At 54.2% G+C, this 24272-nt stretch carries 24 protein-coding genes; 14 read left to right on the top strand and 10 right to left on the bottom strand.

All coding sequences use genetic code 11. The features are described from left to right. Window positions 1-121: 121 nt before the first annotated feature. From clpP to bolA, 3 genes are all read right to left on the bottom strand, one after another. A complete protein-coding gene (gene clpP / locus NP77_RS03715) occupies window positions 122-745 on the bottom strand; it encodes an ATP-dependent Clp endopeptidase proteolytic subunit ClpP (protein ID WP_003850496.1) in 624 nt (207 codons plus the stop codon). A 335-nt stretch (window positions 746-1080) separates the two neighbouring features. Continuing rightward, window positions 1081-2385, bottom strand: coding sequence for a trigger factor (gene tig, locus NP77_RS03710; protein ID WP_039659077.1), 1305 nt, complete (start codon window positions 2383-2385; stop codon window positions 1081-1083). Window positions 2386-2678: 293 nt separating this feature from the next. Next, window positions 2679-2993, bottom strand: coding sequence for a transcriptional regulator BolA (bolA, locus tag NP77_RS03705; protein WP_008924895.1), 315 nt, complete (start codon window positions 2991-2993; stop codon window positions 2679-2681). A 286-nt stretch (window positions 2994-3279) separates the two neighbouring features. Between bolA and NP77_RS03700 the strand changes: the two genes are divergently transcribed. The 8 genes from NP77_RS03700 (at window position 3280) to NP77_RS03665 (ending at window position 12105) form a co-directional block, all read left to right on the top strand. Then, window positions 3280-3858 carry a lipoprotein gene (locus NP77_RS03700; protein ID WP_008924894.1) on the top strand — a complete coding sequence of 193 codons (579 nt, stop codon included), beginning with the start codon at window positions 3280-3282 and terminating at the stop codon, window positions 3856-3858. Between the two features lie 57 nt (window positions 3859-3915). After that, window positions 3916-5406 carry a muropeptide MFS transporter AmpG gene (gene ampG, locus NP77_RS03695; protein WP_008924893.1) on the top strand — a complete coding sequence of 497 codons (1491 nt, stop codon included), beginning with the start codon at window positions 3916-3918 and terminating at the stop codon, window positions 5404-5406. A gap of 444 nt (window positions 5407-5850) precedes the next feature. Continuing rightward, window positions 5851-6777 carry a cytochrome o ubiquinol oxidase subunit II gene (gene cyoA, locus NP77_RS03690; RefSeq protein WP_008924892.1) on the top strand — a complete coding sequence of 309 codons (927 nt, stop codon included), beginning with the start codon at window positions 5851-5853 and terminating at the stop codon, window positions 6775-6777. A gap of 4 nt (window positions 6778-6781) precedes the next feature. Beyond that, entirely contained in the window at window positions 6782-8764 is a 1983-nt protein-coding gene (gene cyoB, locus NP77_RS03685; RefSeq protein WP_008924891.1) for a cytochrome o ubiquinol oxidase subunit I, read from the top strand. After that, entirely contained in the window at window positions 8764-9378 is a 615-nt protein-coding gene (locus NP77_RS03680; protein WP_008924890.1) for a cytochrome o ubiquinol oxidase subunit III, read from the top strand. The genes cyoB and NP77_RS03680 overlap by 1 nt, the downstream gene beginning before the upstream one ends. Then, window positions 9378-9707, top strand: coding sequence for a cytochrome o ubiquinol oxidase subunit IV (locus tag NP77_RS03675; RefSeq protein ID WP_008924889.1), 330 nt, complete (start codon window positions 9378-9380; stop codon window positions 9705-9707). Before NP77_RS03680 ends, NP77_RS03675 begins: the two co-directional genes overlap by 1 nt. 13 nt (window positions 9708-9720) lie before the next feature. Then, the gene (gene cyoE / locus NP77_RS03670; RefSeq protein ID WP_008924888.1) at window positions 9721-10608 is read left to right on the top strand and encodes a heme o synthase; all 888 of its coding nucleotides are present in this window, start codon (window positions 9721-9723) and stop codon (window positions 10606-10608) included. Window positions 10609-10740: 132 nt separating this feature from the next. Beyond that, entirely contained in the window at window positions 10741-12105 is a 1365-nt protein-coding gene (locus NP77_RS03665) for an MFS transporter (RefSeq protein WP_008924887.1), read from the top strand. Between the two features lie 565 nt (window positions 12106-12670). On the opposite strand, the gene NP77_RS03660 is transcribed toward NP77_RS03665, so the two are convergent. Beyond that, the gene (locus NP77_RS03660) at window positions 12671-13162 is read right to left on the bottom strand and encodes a YajQ family cyclic di-GMP-binding protein (protein ID WP_003852530.1); all 492 of its coding nucleotides are present in this window, start codon (window positions 13160-13162) and stop codon (window positions 12671-12673) included. 135 nt (window positions 13163-13297) lie between these two features. On the opposite strand from NP77_RS03660, the gene panE reads away from it, so the two are divergent. Then, window positions 13298-14218, top strand: a complete 921-nt coding sequence (panE, locus tag NP77_RS03655; RefSeq protein ID WP_039659075.1) for a 2-dehydropantoate 2-reductase — start codon at window positions 13298-13300, stop codon at window positions 14216-14218. Continuing rightward, window positions 14172-14768 carry a protein deglycase YajL gene (gene yajL, locus NP77_RS03650; protein ID WP_003852527.1) on the top strand — a complete coding sequence of 199 codons (597 nt, stop codon included), beginning with the start codon at window positions 14172-14174 and terminating at the stop codon, window positions 14766-14768. The genes panE and yajL overlap by 47 nt, the downstream gene beginning before the upstream one ends. A gap of 66 nt (window positions 14769-14834) precedes the next feature. Here the strand turns inward: yajL and thiI are convergent, their stop codons facing one another. Continuing rightward, window positions 14835-16283 carry a tRNA uracil 4-sulfurtransferase ThiI gene (gene thiI / locus NP77_RS03645; RefSeq protein ID WP_003852525.1) on the bottom strand — a complete coding sequence of 483 codons (1449 nt, stop codon included), beginning with the start codon at window positions 16281-16283 and terminating at the stop codon, window positions 14835-14837. A 232-nt stretch (window positions 16284-16515) separates the two neighbouring features. Between thiI and xseB the strand changes: the two genes are divergently transcribed. From xseB to NP77_RS03625, 4 genes are all read left to right on the top strand, one after another. Beyond that, entirely contained in the window at window positions 16516-16758 is a 243-nt protein-coding gene (gene xseB / locus NP77_RS03640) for an exodeoxyribonuclease VII small subunit (protein WP_003852524.1), read from the top strand. Then, window positions 16758-17657 carry a (2E,6E)-farnesyl diphosphate synthase gene (gene ispA / locus NP77_RS03635; RefSeq protein WP_003852522.1) on the top strand — a complete coding sequence of 300 codons (900 nt, stop codon included), beginning with the start codon at window positions 16758-16760 and terminating at the stop codon, window positions 17655-17657. Before xseB ends, ispA begins: the two co-directional genes overlap by 1 nt. A gap of 19 nt (window positions 17658-17676) precedes the next feature. Beyond that, a complete protein-coding gene (dxs, locus tag NP77_RS03630) occupies window positions 17677-19542 on the top strand; it encodes a 1-deoxy-D-xylulose-5-phosphate synthase (RefSeq protein ID WP_008924885.1) in 1866 nt (621 codons plus the stop codon). Window positions 19543-19623: 81 nt separating this feature from the next. Next, window positions 19624-20598 carry an aldo/keto reductase gene (locus NP77_RS03625; RefSeq protein ID WP_039659073.1) on the top strand — a complete coding sequence of 325 codons (975 nt, stop codon included), beginning with the start codon at window positions 19624-19626 and terminating at the stop codon, window positions 20596-20598. 56 nt (window positions 20599-20654) lie between these two features. On the opposite strand, the gene pgpA is transcribed toward NP77_RS03625, so the two are convergent. The 5 genes from pgpA to ribD all read right to left on the bottom strand — a co-directional run bounded on the left by pgpA (window position 20655) and on the right by ribD (window position 24272). Continuing rightward, window positions 20655-21149 carry a phosphatidylglycerophosphatase A gene (gene pgpA / locus NP77_RS03620; protein WP_003852520.1) on the bottom strand — a complete coding sequence of 165 codons (495 nt, stop codon included), beginning with the start codon at window positions 21147-21149 and terminating at the stop codon, window positions 20655-20657. Continuing rightward, window positions 21139-22116 carry a thiamine-phosphate kinase gene (gene thiL / locus NP77_RS03615; RefSeq protein WP_003852519.1) on the bottom strand — a complete coding sequence of 326 codons (978 nt, stop codon included), beginning with the start codon at window positions 22114-22116 and terminating at the stop codon, window positions 21139-21141. Before thiL ends, pgpA begins: the two co-directional genes overlap by 11 nt. A gap of 55 nt (window positions 22117-22171) precedes the next feature. Continuing rightward, window positions 22172-22591, bottom strand: coding sequence for a transcription antitermination factor NusB (nusB, locus tag NP77_RS03610; RefSeq protein ID WP_003852517.1), 420 nt, complete (start codon window positions 22589-22591; stop codon window positions 22172-22174). Between the two features lie 19 nt (window positions 22592-22610). Further along, window positions 22611-23081: a 6,7-dimethyl-8-ribityllumazine synthase gene (gene ribE / locus NP77_RS03605; protein WP_003852516.1), complete on the bottom strand. Its 471-nt coding sequence runs from the start codon at window positions 23079-23081 to the stop codon at window positions 22611-22613. 90 nt (window positions 23082-23171) lie between these two features. Further along, complete coding sequence (gene ribD / locus NP77_RS03600; RefSeq protein ID WP_003852515.1) at window positions 23172-24272, bottom strand: bifunctional diaminohydroxyphosphoribosylaminopyrimidine deaminase/5-amino-6-(5-phosphoribosylamino)uracil reductase RibD; 1101 nt, start codon at window positions 24270-24272, stop codon at window positions 23172-23174.

The following is a 24272-nucleotide window of genomic DNA, read 5'->3' as shown; positions in this document are numbered from 1 at the left end:
CTAGTTCTCAGGCCATACACGCGTACGGCTCAGGCCGTGCAGAGACGGCCGAAATTCATTCAACCCATAATAGTACCGTTGTCCTGTTAACTATAGACCAGGGACAACGGTAAGTCGGGTCTTATTGGCGATGCGTCAGAATTGAATCGACTAATCCATACTCTACCGCTTCACTTGCAGAGAGGAAACGATCACGCTCGGTATCGCGCTCAATTTCTTCCAGCGTTTTACCGGTATGCTCAGCCATCAGCTCATTCATACGCTGCTTAACTTTCAGGATCTCGCGCGCATGGATCTCAATATCTGACGCCTGGCCCTGATAGCCGCCCAGCGGCTGGTGGATCATTACACGTGAGTTTGGCAGACAGAAACGTTTACCTTTGGTACCCGCCGTCAGCAGGAACGCACCCATTGAACAGGCCTGTCCCATACAGATGGTGCTGACATCCGGTTTAATAAATTTCATGGTGTCGTAGATCGACATACCGGCCGTGATCACACCGCCAGGTGAGTTGATGTACAGATAGATATCTTTTTCCGGATTTTCAGCTTCCAGAAACAGCATCTGCGCCACGATCAGATTTGCCATGTGGTCTTCAACCTGGCCGGTCAGAAAAATGACACGCTCTTTCAGCAGACGGGAGTAGATGTCGTATGAACGCTCACCACGCGAAGTTTGTTCAACCACCATTGGCACCAGCGCATTGTGCGGTGCAGTATATTCACGATCGCCACTGTATGACATTACCGTCTCCTGGATAAATTTCATTGGCAACATTCTGTACCGATTCTACGTAAGACGCGCGGGAAACTCCACGTCGCACCTTTTCCGACACCTTCAGGACGGTTAATCAGCCAGCCTCACTCTCATTTCTGCATACTCCCACTATCTGGGGATGCTGCACGCATGTTTCAAGCATAACAATCTTTTCCCTGTTCGCTAACCCGGAAAAAGCGATGCGTGAATAATTTGCCGATTAATTAAACAAATAGCAGCGAAGAGTGCCGTTCTGTACGCAAAACACAAAAAAGCCCGTGACTTTTCAGTCACGGGCTTAGCACAGACGGTTAAATGTGAGATCAGGCCTGAGCGGTCTGATTCATCAGATCCTGGAAGTTGGTCTCTTTCTCAGTCACTTTAGCTTTCGCCAGGACTGCTTCAACCGCTTGCTCTTCCAGCGCGACGTTGCGCATATTGTTCATCAGCTCGTTATTCTTGCTGTAGAACTCGATCACTTCCTGCGGATCTTCATACGCAGAAGCCATCTCTTCGATCATGGTGCTTACGCGTGCTTCGTCAGCTTTCAGCTCATGGGTACGAATCACTTCGCCCAGCAGCAGACCGACAACAACACGGCGTTTAGCCTGCTCTTCGAACAGTTCGCGTGGCAGTTCCAGCGCCTGCTGTTCGTTACCACCGAAACGCTGTGCAGCCTGACGACGCAGAACGTCGATTTCGCTGTCAACCAGCGCAGCTGGCACGTCGATTTCGTTAGCTTCAACCAGACCGTCGATCGCCTGCGTTTTGATGCGGTTACGGATAGCGCCTTTCAGCTCGCGATCCATGTTCTTACGCACTTCGGTACGCAGACCGGCAACTGAACCATCTTCAACGCCGAAACGTTTGATGAACTCTTCAGTCAGCTCTGGCAGTTCGCGCGTTTCAACTTTCTTCAGCACGATCTCGAACTTCGCATCTTTCCCTTTCAGGGTTTCTGCGTGGTAGTCGTCCGGGAATTTCACATCGATAGTGAAAGTCTCGCCCGCTTTGTGACCCACAACGCCTTCTTCAAAGCCTGGGATCATGCGGCCCTGGCCCATGGCCAGTACGAAATCAGTGGCTTTGCCGCCTTCGAACTCTTCACCGTCAACAGAACCGTTGAAATCGATAGTGGCACGATCTTCCGGGCCTGCAGCAGCGTCGCTTTCGATCCAGTTGGCCTGCTGCTTACGCAGCGTGTCCAGCATGGTATCAACGTCAGCGTCAGTGACTTCAACGACTGGTTTTTCGACTTCGATGTTTTCCAGGCCTTTCAGCTCAACTTCCGGATAAACTTCGAATTCAACCGCGTAAGTGAAATCCTGACCTTCTTTGTACTCACCTGGCACGTAGTTTGGTGCGCCAGCCGGGTTAATTTTTTCTTTGATGATGGCGTCAACGAAGTTGCGCGTCATCAGCTCGCCCAGCACGTCCTGACGGACAGAAGCGCCATAACGCTGCGCAACGATGTTCATCGGCACTTTGCCTTTACGGAAACCATCGATACGGACTTTCCTGGCAACGTCAACCAGTTCTTTTTTTACTGCACTTTCGATGCTGTCAGCTGCAACAGTAATCGTAATGCGACGGCCCAGGCCCTGAGTGGTTTCTACAGAAACTTGCATCTTGTTACCTCAAAAAATCACGTGCTCGGTCAACTTCAGACACCACACATAGTGAAATGCGCCGTATCCAACAACCGGGACGGCTTCCGTGAAGAGAACCTGATCCCTGTTACCAGAAGCGTCCCGAAGACATTCCGGAAAAATAGACGCAGCATTATAGCGGCATCGCTGGAATGAGTCGAGGACGCTAACTCACCACTTTTCAGCAGGTTTGCTGCTTTTTTGAGCCAGGGATCGCGTTTTTCGCTAAATAACAGAAAAAACGGCCCGCAGGCCGTTTTAGAGAAGGGAGGTCAGGCGAGTGTACCGGCACCACGGCAGTTAGGCGAAGCCAGTACGGTATCCTGCAATCCTTCCCACTCTTTCAGTGTGTAAGTATGCAGGGCTAAAGCATGAACGCTGCCCGCTAATTCAGCCGCCAGCTCGCCATAAATTAAGCGATGACGCGCCAGAAAGCGCTGGCCTGCAAAACAGTCGCTGACAATGACCACTTTGAAGTGACTTTCTGAGCCGGCAGGAACGTTGTGCCGGTAGCTTTCGTCATGCACTTCCAGATGAGCTGGCTGAAATGCCACACGCAGCTTTTCTTCTATTTGTTCGCGGATCATGGCTATTACTCCTCAATGGCGAGCGCTGTGCCCCATCTCATTCAATCTTAGTCGCTTTTAGTGCGCTTACCCGTCAGCAGAGGCTAAATATTGCATTTTATGTCAGCCCGCCTCCGACGCGCATAATAACGTAGCTGAAACGAACAGCAAACTAACCTGTCAGAGAAGGGGCTTAAAACGGTTTCAGACACAATTTCACCGGCAACAGGGCTTTTTTCACTGCCGGGCAATGCTATGATGCCTCCAGTTTTTGCAAACCAACCCCCTGACACCAACGAGAAAAAGTATGTTGAAAAAACTGTTATTCCCACTGTTGGCTGCGTTCATTTTAGCCGGCTGTGCAACCAGCAATAATACCCTGACAATCCAGCCTAAAATTCAGTTGCCACAGCAGGACCCGGGCCTGATGGGCGTAACCGTCAGCATCAACGGTGCCGACCAGCGTAAAGATCAGGCGCTGGCAAAAGTAAACCGTGATGGTCAGCTAGTGACCTTAACACCTTCGCGCGATCTGCGTTTCCTGCTGCAGGAAGTGCTGGAGAAGCAGATGACCGCTCGCGGTTATATGGTTGGTCCTAATGGCGCGGTAGACCTTCAGATTGTGGTTAACAACCTCTATGCTGACGTGACGCAGGGCAATGTGCGCTATAGCATCACCACCAAAGCGGACATTTCGATCATTGCGACCGCAAAAAACGGCAACAAACAGGTTAAAAACTACCGCCAGACTTACAGCGTAGAAGGCGCGTTCAACGCCAGTAACCAGAAGATCACCAACGCGGTTAACTCCACCATGAGCGATGTGATCGCGGATATGGCGCAGGACACCAGCGTCAACGACTTCATCAAGCAAAACGCCCGTTAACACCCTCTCTCTTCTGCCCTGCCTTGTGCAGGGCATTTTGTTATCTGCAGGATCCGCATGAACCACTACCTTCGCCTCTTCAGCCAGAAAAACGCCGCCGTATTGTTGCTCCTTGGGTTCGCTTCGGGATTGCCGCTGGCACTGACATCGGGCACGTTGCAGGCGTGGATGACGGTGGAAAATGTCGATTTAAAAACCATTGGCTTCTTTTCGCTGGTCGGCCAGGCCTACGTCTTTAAATTTCTCTGGTCACCCATGATGGACCGCTATACGCCGCCGTTTCTGGGCCGCCGCCGCGGCTGGTTGCTGCTCAGTCAGCTGGCGCTGGTGGGGGGGATTTTCGCGATGGGATTTCTGCAACCAGGACGCGATCTGACCCTGATGGCCGCGCTGGCGGTGCTGATCGCTTTCTGCTCCGCCTCTCAGGATATTGTCTTTGATGCCTGGAAAACGGATATCCTGCCACCTGAAGAACGTGGCAGCGGTGCCGCGATTACCGTGCTGGGTTATCGTCTGGCGATGCTGATTTCAGGCGGACTGGCGTTGTGGCTGGCTGACCGCTATCTGGGCTGGCAGGCAACCTACTGGCTGATGGCGCTGATGATGGTGCCGGGTATTATCGCGACGCTTGCGGCCAGCGAGCCCGACACACGCATCTCTACCCCACATTCGCTGCGTCAGGCGGTTGTTGATCCCCTTAAGGATTTTTTCCAGCGTAACAACGCCTGGTTGCTGATTACCCTGATTATTCTTTACAAGCTGGGCGATGCATTCGCCGCCTCGCTGACCACCACCTTTTTGATTCGTGGCGTCGGCTTCAATGCCGGTGACGTCGGCCTGGTCAACAAGACGCTGGGCCTGCTGGCGACGATTATCGGGGCGCTCTATGGCGGTGTTCTGATGCAGCGTCTGAGTCTGTTCCGGGCACTGATGATTTTCGGCGTGCTGCAGGCAGTCTCAAACTTTGGTTACTGGCTGCTGGCGGTGACCGACAAACAATTGTGGAGTATGGCCAGCGCGGTTTTTGTTGAAAACCTGTGCGGCGGCATGGGCACGGCGGCCTTCGTGGCCCTGTTAATGACCCTTTGCAACAAATCCTTCTCTGCAACACAGTTTGCCCTGCTGTCGGCGCTCTCAGCCGTTGGTCGGGTCTATGTTGGCCCGGCTGCGGGCTGGCTGGTTGAACTCTGGGGCTGGCCAACATTTTATGCTTTTACGGTATTTGCGGGACTGCCTGGGCTGCTACTGCTGACTTTTTGTCGACACACACTGAATCAGGTCGAGCAAAGTGGCAATTTCCTCACACGAAGCTACTATCCTCATGGTTATCGCTGGACTAATCGTCTGTTTGCAGCCGGATGCGGCGTACTGGCTCTCTGGCTGGTAGCGCTGGCACTGAACGCACTGGGACTGACTGCGCTGGCACCGCTGCTGACCCGCCTGTTCGAGCTGGGCATGACCCTCTCCTTACTGGCGGTGCTTGCCGGGGTGTTGCTGGACTACCGGGCGCTGAAGAAAACGCCGGTGTTACCTGCATCAGATGCTTAAGTAAAATCGATAGGTTAACGAACGGCGACTTATTTTATGCCATGCCGATAAGTCGCCATCATTTATCATCGCGTGTTATTTTTAAAAAATAAGAATATGACCTGAGGAGGCGTAGCGGAAATACTAAAAACCGGTGAGCAATTACTTTAGTTAAATTTCATCGCGCAAATGATGCAGACTTGTTAAATATTTGGGAGTTAAAAGTAAGGGTTATTCCTTTCCCTGATTTTTTTACGGTTACTTCCATTGGTTTTTGTTATATTGATGCCAACTGCTTGTCTGCGTTAATTATTTGTCACCTGGCGCAACATCTGTGACACCCTTAGCAAAAGGTGTCAACACGTATCTGACACATCCTTAAGCTGGTTTACACTGCATAAACCTTCCCGTAAAATGCGCGCACACTTAAACGACAATAGAGCCCTTTGTCATTGAGGTCGTTAAATGAGACTCAGTAAATACAATAAAAGTTTGGGGATTTTGTCATTAATTGCAGGCACTTTATTAATGAGTGGCTGCGATAGTGCATTGTTAAATCCCAAAGGACAGATTGCACTGGAGCAACGTTCGCTGATACTGACTGCCTTTGGCCTGATGTTGATCGTCGTGATTCCCGCAGTCCTGATGGCCGTGGTGTTTGCCTGGAAATATCGGGCATCCAACACGAATGCGAAGTACAGCCCTAACTGGTCACACTCTAACAAAGTGGAAGCCGTGGTCTGGACCATTCCGATCCTGATCATTATCTTCCTCAGTGTGCTGACCTGGAAATCGACCCACGCACTGGAGCCCAGCAAACCGCTGCAATCTGATGTGAAACCGGTTGAGATCGATGTGGTTGCACTGGACTGGAAATGGTTGTTCATTTACCCGGAGCAGGGTATTGCGACCGTGAACCAGATTGCCTTCCCGGCAAACACTCCGGTGAACTTCAAAATTACGTCTAACTCCGTCATGAATTCTTTCTTCATCCCAACGCTCGGCAGCCAGATTTATGCGATGGCTGGTATGCAGACCAAACTGCATCTGATTGCGAATGAGCCGGGAATTTTCGACGGTATCTCTGCGAACTTCAGTGGTCGTGGTTTCTCTGGCATGAAGTTTAAAGCCATTGCAACCAAAGACGATGCGGAATTCCAGCAGTGGGTGGCTAAAGTTAAAGCAGCCCCTAACACGCTGACTACTATGGATGATTTCGAGAAAGTGGCTGTGCCAAGCGAAAATCACCCGGTGGAATATTTCTCTTCAGCTGATCCTAAATTGTTCATGCAAGTCATCGACAAGTTCAAGATGAGCCACGGGAAAATGGACATGCCACAGCATGAAGGTATGGACATGAGTCACGCCGCTTCCGCGGGAGCCGAGGAATAATACGATGTTCGGAAAATTAACACTTGATGCAGTGCCGTACCATGAGCCGATTATCATGGTTACGGTTGCCGCTATCCTGATAGGTGGTGCGGCGCTGGTCGCTGCGATTACCTATTTTGGTAAGTGGAAATATCTGTGGTCTGAATGGCTGACGTCAATCGACCACAAACGCCTGGGTATCATGTACATCATCATGGCATTCGTCATGCTGATTCGTGGTTTCGCTGATGCCATTATGATGCGTACCCAGCAGGTTATGGCTTCGGCCGGTGAAGCGGGCATTCTGCCACCGCACCACTACGACCAGATCTTTACCGCGCACGGCGTGATTATGATCTTCTTCGTGGCGATGCCTTTCGTGGTTGGCCTGATGAACATCGCCGTTCCGTTGCAGATTGGTGCACGTGACGTCGCGTTCCCGTTCCTGAACAACCTGAGCTTCTGGTTTACTGCGGTCGGTGTGATCCTGGTTAACCTGTCGCTGGGCGTGGGCGAGTTCGCACAGACCGGCTGGCTGGCTTATCCGCCGCTTTCCGGCGCGGAGTACAGTCCCGGCGTCGGGGTCGATTACTGGATCTGGAGCCTTCAGCTTTCAGGTATTGGTACGACCTTAACCGGTATTAACTTCTTCGTGACTATCCTGAAGATGCGCGCACCGGGCATGAGCCTGTTCAAAATGCCGGTCTTTACCTGGACCGCGCTGTGCACCAACGTCCTGATCATCGCTGCGTTCCCGGTTCTGACCGTGACCCTGGCGCTGTTGACCCTTGATCGTTATCTCGGCTTCCATTTCTTCACCAATGAAATGGGCGGGAACATGATGATGTACGTCAACCTGATCTGGGTCTGGGGCCATCCGGAAGTGTATATCCTGGTACTGCCGGTGTTTGGTGTGTTCGCAGAGATTACCGCGACCTTCTCCAAAAAACGTCTGTTTGGTTATACCTCTCTGGTGTGGGCGACCATCGCCATTACCGTGCTGTCGTTTATCGTCTGGTTGCACCACTTCTTCACCATGGGTGCAGGTGCCAACGTTAACGCCTTCTTCGGTATCATGACGATGATCATCGCGATTCCGACCGGGGTTAAAATCTTTAACTGGCTGTTCACCATGTATCAGGGCCGCATTCAGATGCACTCTGCCATGTTGTGGACCGTTGGCTTCCTGGTAACCTTCTCTGTAGGGGGTATGACCGGCGTACTGCTGGCCGTTCCGGGCGCTGACTTTATTCTGCATAACAGCCTGTTCCTGATTGCTCACTTCCACAACGTTATCATCGGTGGTGTGGTCTTCGGTTGTATGGCAGGCGTGACCTACTGGTTCCCGAAAGCATTCGGCTTCACCCTGAACGAAACCTGGGGTAAGCGCGCATTCTGGTTCTGGATCATTGGCTTCTTCGTTGCCTTTATGCCGCTGTACGCACTGGGCTTCATGGGCATGACCCGTCGTCTGAGCCAGGATATCGATCCACAGTTCCACCCTCTTCTGGTGGTTGCGGCGGTCGGTGCTGGTCTGATTGCAATGGGTATCCTGTGTCAGCTGACCATGTTCTACGTTTCAGTACGTGACCGTGATCAGAACCGTGATGTGACAGGTGACCCGTGGGGCGGTCGTACGCTGGAGTGGGCAACCTCTTCACCACCACCGTTCTATAACTTTGCTGTCATCCCACATGTGCATGAGCGTGATGCTTTCTGGGAAATGAAAGAGAAAGGCGAAGCGTACAAACAGCCGGCATCTTATGAAGAGATTCATATGCCGAAAAACAGTGGTGCTGCAATCGTCATCTGCGCATTCGCTACTGTAATGGGCTTCGCGCTGATCTGGCATATCTGGTGGATGGCTGGTCTTTCCTTCCTCGGCATGATCGTTACCTGGATCGTGAAGAGCTTCGACGAAGACGTGGATTACTACGTTCCGGTTGCTGAAGTTCAGAAGATTGAAAACCAGCACTTTGACGAAATCAGCAAAGCAGGTCTGAAATAATGTCAACTGAAACTCTTAAACATCACCACGACGCCCATGCGGAGCATGGGCATCACGATGCAGGAGCCAATAAAGTCTTTGGCTTCTGGATCTACCTGATGAGTGACTGCATTATCTTCGCAACCCTGTTTGCGACCTATGCTGTCATGGTCAACAACACTGCCGGTGGCCCGGCAGGTAAAGATATCTTTGAGCTGCCGTTTGTTCTGGTAGAAACCGCCCTGCTGCTGTTGAGTTCGATCACTTACGGCATGGCTGTTATCTCCATGAACAAGGAGCAAAAAGGTGCCGTTATCGGCTGGCTGGCGCTGACCTTCCTGTTCGGTCTGGGCTTCATCGGGATGGAAATCTATGAATTCCATCACCTGATTGCTGAAGGCTTTGGTCCGGATCGCAGTGGCTTCCTGTCTGGCTTCTTTACGCTAGTCGGTACTCACGGTCTGCACGTGACCTCCGGTCTGATCTGGATGCTGGTTCTGATGTTCCAGGTTTCTAAACGTGGCCTGAACGCGACTAACCGCACCCGTATCATGTGTCTGAGCCTGTTCTGGCACTTCCTGGACGTGGTCTGGATTTGCGTCTTCACCGTTGTTTACCTGATGGGAGCCATGTAATGAGTCATTCTGTTAACGAACATGGCGCTTCACACGGTAGCGTGAAGTCCTACATGATCGGCTTCATCCTCTCTATCATCCTGACGGCCATCCCGTTCTGGATGGTAATGGATGGCAGTGCATCTCACGGTACTATCCTCGGTGTTGTTCTGGTTTGTGCGGTAATCCAGGTGCTGGTTCACCTGGTCTACTTCCTACACTTAGACAGCAAATCTGAGGGTGGCTGGAACATGGTAGCCATTGTTTTCTCGGCCATCATCATCCTGATTGTCGTAGTGGGCTCACTGTGGATCATGTGGAACCTCAACTACAACATGATGCCTCACTAAAGAGTCACGCGTAATGTTTAAGCAATACCTGCAAGTTACAAAACCAGGAATTATTTTCGGGAATTTAATTTCTGTGATCGGCGGATTTCTGTTGGCTTCCAAAGGCAACACAGATTACGCCCTGTTTCTCATCACCCTGGTGGGCGTGTCACTGGTGGTTGCATCGGGTTGTGTTTTCAACAACGTGATTGACCGCGACATTGACATCAAGATGGAGAGAACCAGGAATCGGGTGCTGGTAAAAGGCCTCATCTCCGCGAAAGTAAGCCTGGTTTATGCCACTGTGCTGGGTATTGCCGGCTTTGCGTTGCTCTACTTCGGTGCTAATCCGCTGGCCATGTGGCTGGCGGTGATGGGCTTCGTGGTGTACGTGGGTATCTACAGTCTTTACATGAAGCGTAATTCCGTTTACGGAACGCTGATTGGCAGTCTGTCAGGTGCTGCGCCGCCGGTTATCGGCTACTGTGCAGTCTCTAACCAGTTTGATGCTGGTGCGTTAATCCTGCTGGCGATCTTTAGCCTGTGGCAGATGCCGCATTCGTACGCGATTGCTATCTTCCGCTTTAAAGATTATCAGGCAGCGAACATCCCGGTTCTGCCGGTGGTGAAAGGCATTTCCGTGGCTAAGAATCATATTACGCTCTATATTCTGGCGTTTATGATTGCCACGCTGATGCTGACGCTGGGTGGCTACGCGGGTTACAAATATCTGGTTGTGGCTGCTGCGGTCAGCGTCTGGTGGCTGGGCATGGCGTTATCGGGTTACAAAACCGCAGATGACCGTGTCTGGGCACGCAAGCTGTTTGTCTTTTCTATCGTGACCATCACCGCGCTGAGCGTGATGATGTCGGTAGATTCGCTGGCTCCGGCTTCAAAGGACCTGCTGACTTACGTCTGGTAACTGGCACCGATACAGCATGAAAAGGGCGCGATTATCGCGCCCTTTCTTTTTGTTACCACTGCTTAAAAACTATTGTTTTACCCGCCCTGCCCCGCCACCTAGAATAAAAGCAGCACATTAACAGAGGTTGGAATGAACGATAATAAAATGACTCCGGTGGAGCTGCGCGCCACATGGGGCCTCGGTACGGTCTTTTCCCTGCGCATGCTGGGAATGTTTATGGTCCTGCCGGTACTGACCACTTATGGCATGGCATTACAGGGCGCAAGTGAAACCTTAATCGGTCTGGCGATTGGCATCTATGGCCTTGCTCAGGCAATCTTTCAGATTCCTTTTGGTCTGCTCTCCGATCGCATCGGCCGTAAGCCGTTAATTGTCGGCGGACTGTTGTTGTTTGTTCTGGGCAGCGTTATCGCCGCCTGCACCGACTCCATCTGGGGCATTATTCTGGGTCGTGCGCTGCAGGGTTCAGGCGCGATTGCGGCTGCCGTAATGGCCCTGTTATCCGATTTAACCCGTGAGCAGAACCGCACCAAAGCAATGGCGTTTATCGGCATCAGTTTTGGCGTGACCTTCGCGATTGCTATGGTTGTCGGCCCGATTGTTACGCACGCGCTGGGTCTGCATGCGCTGTTCTGGATGATTGCGATTCTGGCGTCGCTGGGTATCGTGATTACCCTGCTTGTGGTGCCGTCCGCTTCCCATCATGTCCTGAACCGTGAATCGGGTATGGTGAAAGGCAGCTTCCGCAAAGTATTGGCTAACCCGCGTCTGGTAAAGCTCAATATCGGTATTTTCTGCCTGCATGTTCTGCTGATGTCGAGCTTTGTGGCGTTACCCGGACAGTTTGAGCAGGCTGGATTCCCGGCCCCCGAGCATTGGAAAGTTTATCTTTCCACTATGCTTATCGCCTTTGCCGGCGTGGTGCCGTTTATTATTTATGCCGAAGTGAAGCGTCGTATGAAGCGCGTGTTTGTCGGCTGCGTCGGGATGATTGTCATTGCTGAGATTGTACTGTGGGGCGCGGAAGGTCATTTCTGGACGCTGGTCGTGGGTGTTCAGCTCTTCTTCTTCGCCTTTAATCTGATGGAAGCCATCCTGCCTTCACTGATCAGTAAAGAGTCCCCTGCAGGTTATAAAGGTACGGCGATGGGGATCTACTCCACCAGCCAGTTCCTGGGTGTGGCCGTTGGTGGCAGTATGGGTGGCTGGGTATTTGGTCATTTCGATGCTCAGACCGTGTTCCTGGTTGGCGCGATGGTGGCTGCGGCCTGGCTGTTTGTCAGCATGACGATGCAGGAGCCGCCTTATGTCAGTAGCCTGCGCATCGTGCTGAGTGATGCGGCTCTGGCTGTGCCAAATCTGGAGCAGCGCCTGAAAGCGCAGCCTGGCGTTAACTCCGTGTTTATCGTGCCGGAAGAGAAAAGCGCGTATATCAAAATTGATAGTAAGGTCACCAGCCGCCCTGAACTGGAAGCGCTGCTGGGGAGTTGCTAGCTTAAAAAAGTTTGGTGATAACGTCAGCTCGTTTCGCTTCAGGATCGAGCTGGCGCAGGGGGCAAGGTCAGATCGGAAAGTCGCAAATGTCGCCATCCATGGCGCGGGACGCTTTCCTCCTCTGGCCGTATTCCCTTCGCCTCCTAAGCTTTTGAGTTGCTGAATGGTTCACCCGCATTTAAGTTTCTAAGCAACCTCCAACCCGCATAACCATTCTTACAGACAACTCAGAAATTCATAGCGATGGGAGCCTGTGCCTGTAGCAAAGCATCGCGGGCCATGGATGGCCCGCGCTGAGCCGCCATGGATGGCGCTTTTGCGTCTTTGCGAAAGGCACAGGCTCCCTGAGCAAGTGCGTGATCGCACAGACGCCCTACAGCTCACACCCACTTCTTCAAAGAGATGCAAGCCAGCACACGATGCCACTGACGTCACAAACCACGCCTTTATTCATACGGCTCACAAATTTGGAACGATGCAGCGCTGCTCCTGCCAGAAAACAAAAAACCCGGCATTAGCCGGGTTTATATCACTGCATTCATGCTGAAAACTCAGCCAATCCCGCTTAATCGCGGAAGTTTTTAAACTGGAACGGCTGGCCCAGATTACTGCCGCGCACGATCGCCATCGCGCCCTGCAAATCATCACGTGCTTTGCCGGTCACACGCAATGCTTCACCCTGAATCTGGGTCTGCACTTTCAGCTTGCTGTCTTTAATCAGCTTCACCAGCTTCTTCGCGACGTCGCTTTCAATGCCTTTCTTCAGTTTGGCATCGACCGCCCAGCTTTTGCCACTATGCTCAATCTCTTCGGGCACCTCTAAGGCGCCGCCTTCAATCCCGCGCTTCAGTAACTTCTCACGCAAAATATCGACCAGCTGCTTAACCTGAAAATCAGACTCGCTGGTGATCTTGATGGTTTCATTCTTTTCGTTGAGCTCAAACTCGGCGCTCACGTTGCGGAAATCGAAGCGGGTAGACACTTCACGGTTGGCATTCTCCACCGCATTGCGAATTTCCTGCAGATCGACCTCTGAAACGATATCGAAAGATGGCATCTCTTCTTCTCCTGACGCTAAAGTGACATGCATAATACGCGTCTTAAGGTGCTAAATAAAATCAGGCTGCACACAACGCTATAATGAAAGTGTGACAATGAATAATAGATGGATAGCCCGCCAGCGGGAGGCAGCATGAAAATTACCGTGTTAGGTTGCGGTGCGCTGGGACAGGTCTGGCTGACAGCACTGGCCCGCCAGGGACATGAGGTACAGGGATGGTTGCGGGTGCCGCAGCCCTACTGTTCAGCCAATGTGGTTGACCCACAAGGCAACATATCGAACCGCACGTTTATTGCCAATGATCCGCTCTTTCTGGCGGAAAGCCAGCTGCTGCTCGTCACGCTCAAAGCCCCGCAGGTCTCGCCTGCGGTGAAAAACCTGGAGAGCGTGCTGCAGAAGAACTGCCCGGTGCTGCTGCTGCACAACGGCATGGGGACGCTTGAAGAGCTGAAAGGGCTGACTCAGCCACTGCTGCGCGGCGTCACTACCCATGCGGCGATGCGCGATGGCACCGTCATCAAACACATTGCCAGTGGTATCACCCATATCGGCCCCGGCAACCGTAAAAGCGCCGCTTATAGCGATCTCGCCGATATCCTGCACCCTGCCCTGCCCGACGTTGCCTGGCATGACAATATCCGGGCCGCCTGCTGGCGCAAACTGGCCGTCAATTGCGTCATCAACCCGCTCAGCGTGGAATATGCGTGTCAGAACGGTGCACTGCGTGCTTATCCGGAACAGATCGCGCAACTGTGTGAAGAGATCAGTTGGGTCATGGAGCGCGAAGGCCAGAGCATAGCCAGTGAAAGCCTTCAGGACATCATCTTCGACGTGATTGAAAGCACTGCGGCCAACACCTCTTCAATGCTGCAGGATGTTCGCGCGCAACGGCTCACCGAAATCGACTATATCAGCGGCTTTCTGCTGCGCCGCGCCCGGACGCACGGCCTGGTGCTGACGGAGAACACCCGTCTGTATGACATTGTAAAACGCAAGGAGTCCCATTATGACCGCGAACGCATCGGTGCTGGTTTGCCTGGCACATGGCAGTGAAGAAACCGAAGCTGTCACCACTATCGACCTGCTGGTTCGGGCCGGGCTAAACGTTGTTACCGCCAGCGTCGAAAGCGATGGCAGCCGGGAGATCGTCTGCTCTCGCGGTGTGCGTCTGCTGGCTGACGTCACACTGGTTGAAGTCGCCGACAATGACTTCGCCGCCATCGTCCTGCCTGGTGGCCTTAAAGGGGCTGAGACTTTCCGTGACAGTCCGCTGTTAGTCGAAACGGTGCGTCAGTTTCATCTCAATGAGAAAATTGTCGCCGCGATATGCGCAGCGGCAGGCACCGTATTGATCCCCCACGATCTCTTCCCGGTCGGTAACATGACCGGATTCCCCGGCTTAAAAGAGACCATTCCGGCAGATAAGTGGATGGAGCGCCGTGTCGTCTGGGATCCGCGCGTTAATCTGCTGACCAGTCAGGGACCCGGCACGGCAATGGATTTTGCGCTGAAGCTGATTGATCTGCTGGTGGGAAAAGAGATGGCGCGCGAGGTTGCCGCACAGCTGGTGCTGGCTCCCGGCATTTATGACTATCAGGCTTAAATACTAAGGCTTAAAACGAGAAAGCCAGTCAGTCCTGAACAGGTGCTGACTGGCTCTGAAACGTGACTACGGGCGGTAAACTTTAACGTTTTTAAAGCCCTGTTCGTGCAGATAGAGCGCCTGCAGACGGCTCATCACACCACGGTCGCAGTAGAGCAGCCAGGTGCGATTCTGATCGAGATCGCCAAACTGCGTACTGAGTTTATAGAACGGCAGCGATTTCACTTCCGTCGCGTTTAGCGTCAGAGGCTTCTCTTCCTGCTCATCGATAGATCGGATATCCAGCACCACATCGTTCTCACTCAGCAAGGCGACGGTCTCAACTTCCACCACCTCCTCTTCTGTCTGCTCAGCGATGGTGCGGATATCGACGTTGGTCGCTTCTTCGATAACCCGATCGAGAATCGTGAAGTCGAAATTCTGCTCTTCCGCCTCAATCTTCGCTTTCACCGCCTTCACGGTCGGGCTTTTTGAGATCACGCCGCAATATTCCGGCATGGTGCTGGCGAAATCTTCGGTGCCGATTTCACGGGCAATTCGGATAATGTGCTCTTTGTCATGAGAGATCAGCGGACGCAGAATCAGCGTATCCGACGCGTTATCGATCAGACGCAGGTTGGTCAGCGTCTGGCTCGACACCTGGCCTACCGCTTCACCGGTGACCAGTGCCTGTACGCCGTAGCGCTCAGCAATCGTCGAGGCAGCCCGCACCATCATGCGTTTCAGCACTACGCCCATCTGGCCGTCATCCACTTTCTCGAGGATCTCACCGACGACCGGCTCAAAATTGATCGCTACAAAGCGTACGCGGTGTGAGCGACCAAAACGATTCCACAGATAGTGCGCAACCTGACGGACGCCAATCTCATGGGCGGCTCCACCAAGGTTAAAGAAGCAGTAATGCACACGGCTGCCGCGACGCAGCAGCATATAGCTGGAGACGCCGGAGTCGAAACCGCCGGAAATCAGCGACAGCACATCTTCCTGCGTGCCAATCGGGAAGCCACCCAGGCCTTCGTAGCGCGCAGTTACCAGCGTCAGACGATTCTCTTCAACTTCCAGATTCACCGTCACGTCCGGATTTTTAAGCTGCACGCGGGCGCTTTCGATATGCTGGTTCAGACCGCCGCCTACATAGCGCTCCACATCCTGCGAACTGAAGCTATGCTTGCCACGACGCTTAACACGCACACAGAAACTCTTTCCTTCCAGACTGTCGCGATACTGCGCTAACGTCTGTTCAAAGATGTGATGAATATCCGTGTACTCGCGATCTTCGACCGCTAAAACGTGATGAATACCGGGAATGCGGGCGAGCTCATCGGGAATAATGTCCGCCAGCGCTGCATTTTTTGACCGCACTTCAATGTGATCCCAGTAGCGCACAACGGCGATGTCGTCGCTGACGGTTTTCAGGACGTTGCGAATATTGCTGGCAAGAATCTTGATAAAGCGCAAACGCACCGACGGACTCTTGATGGTGATTTCAGGAAATAACTTGATGATAAACTTCATGGCGACACAGCTTCGTTGGGCAAATAAGTGCTAAAACAGGCGGCACTTAGCTGGTAAAATCACAAAATTGCGGGCTGCAATGCGCAACCGCATCCGAGGCGCGGGAGTATATCACCTTTGTCAGGTGACTGCTTCTTCATCAGCCGCCGCATTGATTATTTTGCTAATCATTGGGTCTCAGCTACCATGACCGATTGCGAGATAATGTCCCAACCGTGAGTCGACACGAAATATGCCGAAAAAAGCCGAACAGCCAGCCAGCTTTGAAACGTCATTGCAGCAGCTGGAGCAGATTGTCAGCCGTCTGGAAAGTGGTGAACTGCCGCTTGAAGAAGCCCTGAACGAATTTGAGCGCGGCGTGCAGCTGGCGCGAAATGGCCAGCAGACGCTGCAGCAGGCTGAACAGCGGGTTCGTATTCTGCTGAACGATGATAAAGAGGCCGACCTCACCGCTTTCACGCCGGAAAACGACTAATGGATTTCGCCCGATTACTCGACGTTTATCAGCAGCAGGTGAACGCTGCCCTGACGCGTTTTATAGAGCCACTTCCTTTTCAGAGTTCTCCTCTGGTGAATGCCATGCATTATGGGGCATTATTAGGCGGTAAACGCCTGCGTCCTTTTCTGGTCTACGCTACCGGTGAAATGCTCCACGCCGACCCGGCGAGTCTGGATGCGCCCGCCGCCGCGGTTGAATGCATCCATGCGTACTCTCTGATACATGACGATCTCCCTGCGATGGACGATGACGCACTGCGTCGCGGGCAGCCAACCTGTCACATTAAATATGGCGAAGATACGGCGATTCTGGCGGGCGACGCCCTGCAGACGCTGGCCTTCTCTATCCTGGCAGATGAAGCGATGCCGGGTGTCAGTGCCGAATACCGTCTGATGATGCTCTCCGAACTGGCTAAGGCCAGCGGCGTAGCCGGGATGTGTGGCGGACAGGCGCTGGATTTAGCGGCGGAAGGCAAATCTGTCGATCTGGACCAGCTTGAACAGATCCACCGCCACAAAACCGGTGCGCTGATCCGCTCAGCGGTCCGGTTAGGCGCGTTAACGGCAGGCGATGCGGGCCGTGAAGCGCTGCCGCTGCTCGACCGCTATGCTGAGGCTATTGGTCTCGCGTTTCAGGTGCAGGACGACATTCTCGATGTCGTAGGCGATACGGCCGTGATCGGAAAACGCCAGGGTGCCGATCAGGATCTGGGAAAAAGCACCTATCCTTCATTGTTAGGCCTTGAAAATGCCCGTGCAAAAGCGCGGGATTTGTATCAGGAAGCTCTTGATGCTTTAGAATTGCTCGCTGCGCACTCTTATAACACTACAGCACTGCAGGCGCTGGCGAGCTTCATAATTGAACGCGACAAATAACTTCCATAATGAGTCTCTGATGAGTTTTGATATTGCTAAATACCCGACACTGGCGCTGGCAAACACGGTTCAGGAGCTGCGCGCCCTGCCCAAAGAGAAGTTGCCTGCGCTGTGTGATGAACTGCGTCAGTATCTGTTAGACAGTGTAAGCCGCTCCAGCGGCCATTTTGCGTCGGGTCTGGGCGTAGTCGAACTGACGGTCGCGCTGCATTATGTCTATAACACCCCCTTTGACCATCTGGTGTGGGATGTGGGTCATCAGGCTTATCCGCATAAAATTCTGACCGGGCGCCGCGATCGCATCGGCACCATTCGTCAGAAAAATGGCGTGCACCCGTTTCCGTGGCGCGGTGAAAGTGAATATGACGTCTTAAGCGTTGGACACTCATCGACCTCGATCAGTGCCGGTCTCGGCATGGCCGCGGCGGCTGAACGTGAAGGCCAGGGCCGTCGCACCGCCTGTATTATCGGCGATGGCGCCATCACGGCGGGCATGGCGTTTGAAGCGATGAACCATGCCGGTGATATCAAGCCAGACATGCTGGTCATCCTTAACGACAACGAGATGTCGATCTCTGAAAACGTCGGTGCGCTGAATAACCGCCTGGCGCAGATCCTGTCAGGTAAAACCTACGCGCGACTGCGCGAAGGCAGCAAGCGTGTGCTGACCAGCCTGCCGCCGATTAAAGAGCTGGTAAGACGCACCGAAGAACACCTCAAAGGCATGGTCGTGCCGGGTACGCTGTTTGAAGAGCTGGGCTTTAACTACATCGGCCCGGTTGACGGCCACGATGTGCTGACGCTGGTGAATACGCTGAGCAACATGCGCAGCCTGAAAGGGCCGCAGTTCCTGCATATCATGACGAAGAAAGGCAAAGGCTACGCGCCGGCAGAGGAAGATCCGATTGCCTGGCACGCCGTGCCTAAATTTGACCCGGCAATTGGCGAACTGCCAAAAAGTGCGGAAGGTCTGCCGAGCTACTCCAAAATCTTTGGTAACTGGCTGTGCGAAATGGCTGCCGACGATCCGAAGCTGATGGCGATTACCCCGGCGATGCGTGAAGGCTCCGGCATGGTGGCCTTCTCCCGTGAGTTCCCTAAACAGTATTTTGATGTGGCAATCGCCGAGCAGCATGCGGTGACCTTCGCAGCGGGTATGGCGATTGGCGGCTACAAACCGATTGTTGCCATCTACTCGACGTTCCTGCAGCGTGCCTATGATCAGCTGATTCACGACGTCGCCATCCAGAAACTGCCGGTCCTGTTTGCCATTGATCGCGGTGGTATTGTGGGTGCGGACGGTCAGACTCACCAGGGCGCGTTTGATCTCGCCTATCTGCGCTGTGTGCCGGATATGGTGATCATGACCCCAAGCGATGAGAATGAGTGTCGGCAGATGCTCTACACCGGCTATCACTATCAGGCTGGCCCAAGTGCAGTGCGCTATCCGCGCGGCACCGGTGTCGGTACACCGCTGGCACCCCTGCAGAGCCTGCCGCTGGGTAAAGCGGTCGTGAAACGCCAGGGTGAAAAGCTGGCAATTCTGAACTTCGGCACTCTGTTGCCAGAAGCCGCCGCCACAGCGGAAGCACTGAATGCGACTCTGGTCGATATGCGCTTTGTAAAGCCGCTGGATGAAGCGCTGATTGCTGAGCTCGCTGCCACGCACGACTCACTGATTACGCTGGAAGAAGGCGCAATCAAAGGCGGTGCAGGCAGTGGCGTGAATGAATTTATCATGGCGAAACGTCTGGCTGTTCCCGTGCTGAACATCGGTCTGCCGGATGAATTTATCCCGCAGGGTACGCAGGATGAAGTGCGTCATGACTATCTGCTTGACGCGGAAGGCATTCAGCAACAGATCGCCCGCTGGCTGGCGCAGTAACCTCCCTTCGCTGCGCTCCCCCTCAGGGAGCGCAACATCCTGCTATGCTGTAACCTTTGCACTTTCGCAGGAGCCTTCACCATGAATACGATTCAACTCGGTAGCACCGATCTGCAGGTGTCTCGTCTCTGTCTCGGTTGTATGACCTATGGCGAGCCAACGCGCGGCAACCACGCCTGGACGCTGCCAGAAGCGAGCAGCCGTCCACTGATTCAGCAGGCACTGGATGCAGGTATCAACTTCTTCGATACGGCTAACAGCTACTCTGATGGCAGCAGCGAAGAGATTCTGGGCCGGGCACTAAAAGATTTTGCCCGCCGTGAAGAGGTTGTTGTCGCCACCAAAGTCTATTTCCCCCTGACTAATCTTTCACAGGGCCTGTCGCGCAAGAATATCCTGCAATCCATTGATGACAGCCTGCAGCGCCTCGGCATGGAGTATGTCGATCTGCTGCAGATTCACCGCTGGGACTACAACACCCCGCTGGAGGAGACGCTGGAAGCGCTGCATGACGTCGTGCAGTCTGGCAAAGCCCGCTACATCGGTGCCTCGTCAATGCACGCCAGCCAGTTTGCTCAGGCGTTGCAGATGCAGTCTGAACAGGGCTGGCACCGCTTTGTCAGCATGCAGGATCAGTACAACCTGATTCAGCGCGAAGAGGAACGGGAAATGCATCCTCTCTGCCTGAAGGAGCAGATCGCCGTGCTGCCCTGGAGTCCGCTGGCGCGCGGCAAGCTGACCCGCCCGTGGGGTGAAAACACCGCGCGCTCTGCCTCTGACCAGGTAATGGCAAAGCTTTATGACAACACCGAAGAGAACGATGCCGCGATTGCAGAACGACTGGCGATGGTGGCGGAAGGTAAAGGCGTAACGCGGGCGCAGGTGGCCCTGGCCTGGCTGCTGAGCAAACCTGCCGTCACGGCACCGATTATTGGCGCGTCCCGTGCTGAGCAGTTTGACGATCTGGTTAAGGCGGTGGATGTCACGCTGAGTGACGAGGAAATTACCCTGCTGGAAGAGGTCTATCAGCCACATCAGGCGGTAGGATTCGAGTAAACCTGACGTGACGCCCTTCCCGGGCGTCACCTCTTATCAGGCGTTTAGCATGGCGGTTAAGCCGCCAGCCAGACCCCGATTCCATAGAGCATGGCAGCGGAAATCACGCCAGCAATAATGTCATCAACCATAATGCCCATGCCGCCATGCACATTGCGGTCAAACCAGCGAATCGGCCATGGCTTCCACATATCAAGAATACGGAACAGCACAAAGCCCCCCAGCACCCATTGCCAGCTGTTGACCGGAATCGCCATCAGCGTAATCCACATGCCGATAAACTCATCCCAGACAATACTGCCGTGATCGTGTACGCCCATATCTTTGGCGGTGCGATGGCAGAGATAAACGCCGACGCAGATACCCACCAGCACCACCAGCGAATAGAGATCCTGCGGCAGGAAAGTCATCAGCCACCAGAATGGGATGGCCGCCAGCGATCCCATGGTGCCCGGCACAACCGGGCTTAATCCGCTGCCGAAACCGGTCGCCAGCAAATGCCAGGGATTGCTCATCCGCAGGCGACGTTTGGCCACGTCGTTATTTAGCATCAAAGTGATCAAACCCTTTGTGACGGAAGGTGGCGGGCTTGCCATTATCCAGCAGCGTCAAGCCTTCCGACTCCGGTGCTATTTGTCCGATGCAGGTATAAGGCACGCCCAGATGCCCCAGCGCCACATCCAGCGCGCCGCGATTAACCTCTGGCACAGTGAAGCAGAGTTCATAGTCTTCGCCGCCACTCAGCGCCCAGCGCAGTACCTGCTCAGGCTCGAAGTGGTCGCGCAGGGCCGCCGATAGCGGCAACGCATCCAGGTTAAGCCGCGCGCCGCAGCCGCTGGCTTTCAGCACATGGCCGAGATCGGAAATCAGACCGTCGGAAATATCCACCGCAGAAGAAGCCAGCGAACGCAGTGCCTGACCCTGCAGAATGCGCGGCATCGGACGCAGATGACGTTTAATCAGCGCTTCATGCACTGCCGGATCGTTGATGCGACAGTGATGCTGCAGCAACGCCAGACCCGCCGCGCTGTCACCCAGCGTACCGGTCACGAAGATCCAGTCGCCCGGCTTCGCGCCGGATCGTTTCAGGGCGCGGCCCTGCGGCAAAAGACCGTGAATCGCCAGCGTCAGACTCAGCGGGCCACGCGTAGTGTCACCACCCACCAGCTGCATATCGTAATATTCCAGCAGTTCAAACAGGCTTTCACTAAAGGCCGAGAGCCAGCTTTCATCGACCTGCGGCAACGTTAAGGCCAGCGTCAGCCAGGCGGGATCGGCGCCCATAGCAGCAAGGTCGCTGAGATTCACAGCCAGGGCTTTGTAACCCAGATCGGCAGGATGAATATCCCGTAAGAAGTGCACACCCGCGACCAGGGTATCGGTGCTGATCGCCAGCGTCTGTTTTTCCGGCACGCTAAGTAACGCACAATCGTCACCGATGCCGAGTTCGACATCACGGCGGCTGCGTGTTCTGCGGTTGAAGTAGCGTGCGATGAGTTCAAATTCACCACAAGACATAATTGCGTTCCGCTTAACCCTTAATGAAAAAAGGCCGGCAAGCCGGCCTTTTTGTTTATTTGCGAGTGGGTCGAATTTGTGGACCGGCTTTATCCAGCACGCCGTTAACAAATTTATGACTGTCTTCGGCACCGAAGACTTTCGCCAGCTCAATCCCTTCGTTGATGGCCACTTTATAAGGCACATCGTTACGTTTGCTCAGCTCATACAGCGAGATGCGCAGGATAGCTTTTTCTACCTGGCCCAGCTCTTCGAGCTGACGCGACAGATAGGGCTTCATCAGTCCATCCAGATACGCACTGTTGGTCGCCACACCGGACAGCAGTTCGCGGAAGTAGGTAATGTCGACGTCTTTGACGTCCTGTTCCGCCAGAAACTGGTATTCCACATCGGCAATGTCGTTATTCGACAACTGCCAGGAGTAAAGCGCCTGAACAGCGCACTCACGGGCGCGACGACGAGCAGCAGGTTTCACAAAATTCCCCTTACAAAAATCAGGCTTTAATGGCTTTCAATACGTTGATCATTTCGAGCGCAGTCAGAGCCGCTTCAGCACCTTTGTTACCCGCTTTGGTGCCGGCACGCTCAATGGCCTGCTCGATGCTTTCAGTGGTCAGCACGCCAAACGCGACAGGAATCTCGCTGTTCATGGCAACGCTGGCGATACCGGAGCTGGCTTCACCCGCCACATATTCGAAGTGGGCAGTGCCTCCACGAATGACGGTGCCGAGTGCGATAATCGCATCATATTTGCCGGAGTTAGCCAGCGCACGGGCTGCCAGAGGCAGTTCGTAGGCACCTGGCACCCAGACTACGGTGATATTGTCATCTTTGACCTGGCCGATACGTTTCAGGGCATCAACTGCGCCATCCAGCAGGCTGTCATTAATGAAGTTGTTAAAACGCGCAATAACGATGGCAACATTGGCCTCAGGCGTTGCAACAGCAGCTTCGATAACTTTCATACTTATCCTTTCAGGGGTTTGGTTAGCCCCGCGCAGGGGGGCGGATTCTATCATACTCTTGGGCGGCGTGCTCTCGCTTTTCCGACCGTGTTATTGGGGTGTCAGGGTCAGGCGTAAATCGTCACCGACCTGCCGGACGTCGCTGAAACGGAAGGCAGGCGCGTCAGCGAGCGAGCTGAGCCCCGGCAGCTGACACAGGCCACGTCCTTCATGACCCAACAGCTTAGGTGCCAGATAAACAATCAGTTCATCGACCAGCCCGGCCTGCAACAGCGCCCCGGCCAGTGAGGCACCCGCTTCAACCCAGACGCTGTTAATCTGTTTCTGTCCCAGCAGCATCATCATCGCCACCAGATCCAGCTGCTGTTCGCGCAGCGGCACGGCAATCTGCGTCACCTCAGCGGGCCAGTGCTGTTGATCCGGCTGATGACGCATCAGCCAGGTTTCGCCCGGCTGAGAAATGAGCCGATGTTGCGGCGTGACGCGATTCTGACTGTCAACAATCACCCGCACCGGCTGACGCAGTTGCTGTTCATCAAGCAGTGACTGGCTCTCCGGATCAAGTTCAGACCAGCGCACCGTCAGCGAGGGATCGTCCGCCAGCACCGTAGCGCTGCTGCTGAGGATTGCGGCGCTTTGCGCACGCAGACGCTGGACATCCCGGCGGGCCGCAGCCGACGTTATCCACTGGCTTTCACCGCTGGCCATTGCCGTGCGGCCATCCAGTGACGCGCCCAGCTTGAGCTGAATCCAGGGAAAGCCGGTGCGCATCCGCTTGAGGAAGCCGCGATTCAGCGCTTCCGCTTCCGGCATCATCAGGCCGTGGCTGACCGCAATGCCTGACTGATGCAGACGGTGCAGCCCGCGTCCTGCGACCTGCGGATTGGGGTCCTGCATCGCGGCCACAACACGGCTAACGCCAGCAGCAATCAGCGCATCACAACAGGGCGGTGTGCGACCATGATGGCTGCAGGGCTCCAGCGTGACATAGGCGGTTGCACCACGGGCTTTTTCGCCCGCCATGCGCAGGGCGTGAACTTCGGCATGCGGTTCACCGGCACGCTGATGCCAGCCCTCGCCTGCTACTTCGCCATCGCGCACAATCACGCAGCCGACATTGGGGTTCGGCATGGTCGTAAAACGACCGCGTCGCGCCAGTTCCAGCGCGCGCGCCATGTAAAGTTCATCCAT

The organism is Pantoea sp. MBLJ3 (assembly GCF_000816655.1).
In the GTDB taxonomy this organism is placed as follows: domain Bacteria; phylum Pseudomonadota; class Gammaproteobacteria; order Enterobacterales; family Enterobacteriaceae; genus Pantoea; species Pantoea eucalypti.
The sequence above is the reverse complement of the archived record's forward strand: the minus strand, read 5'-3'. Positions and strand labels throughout refer to the sequence as shown.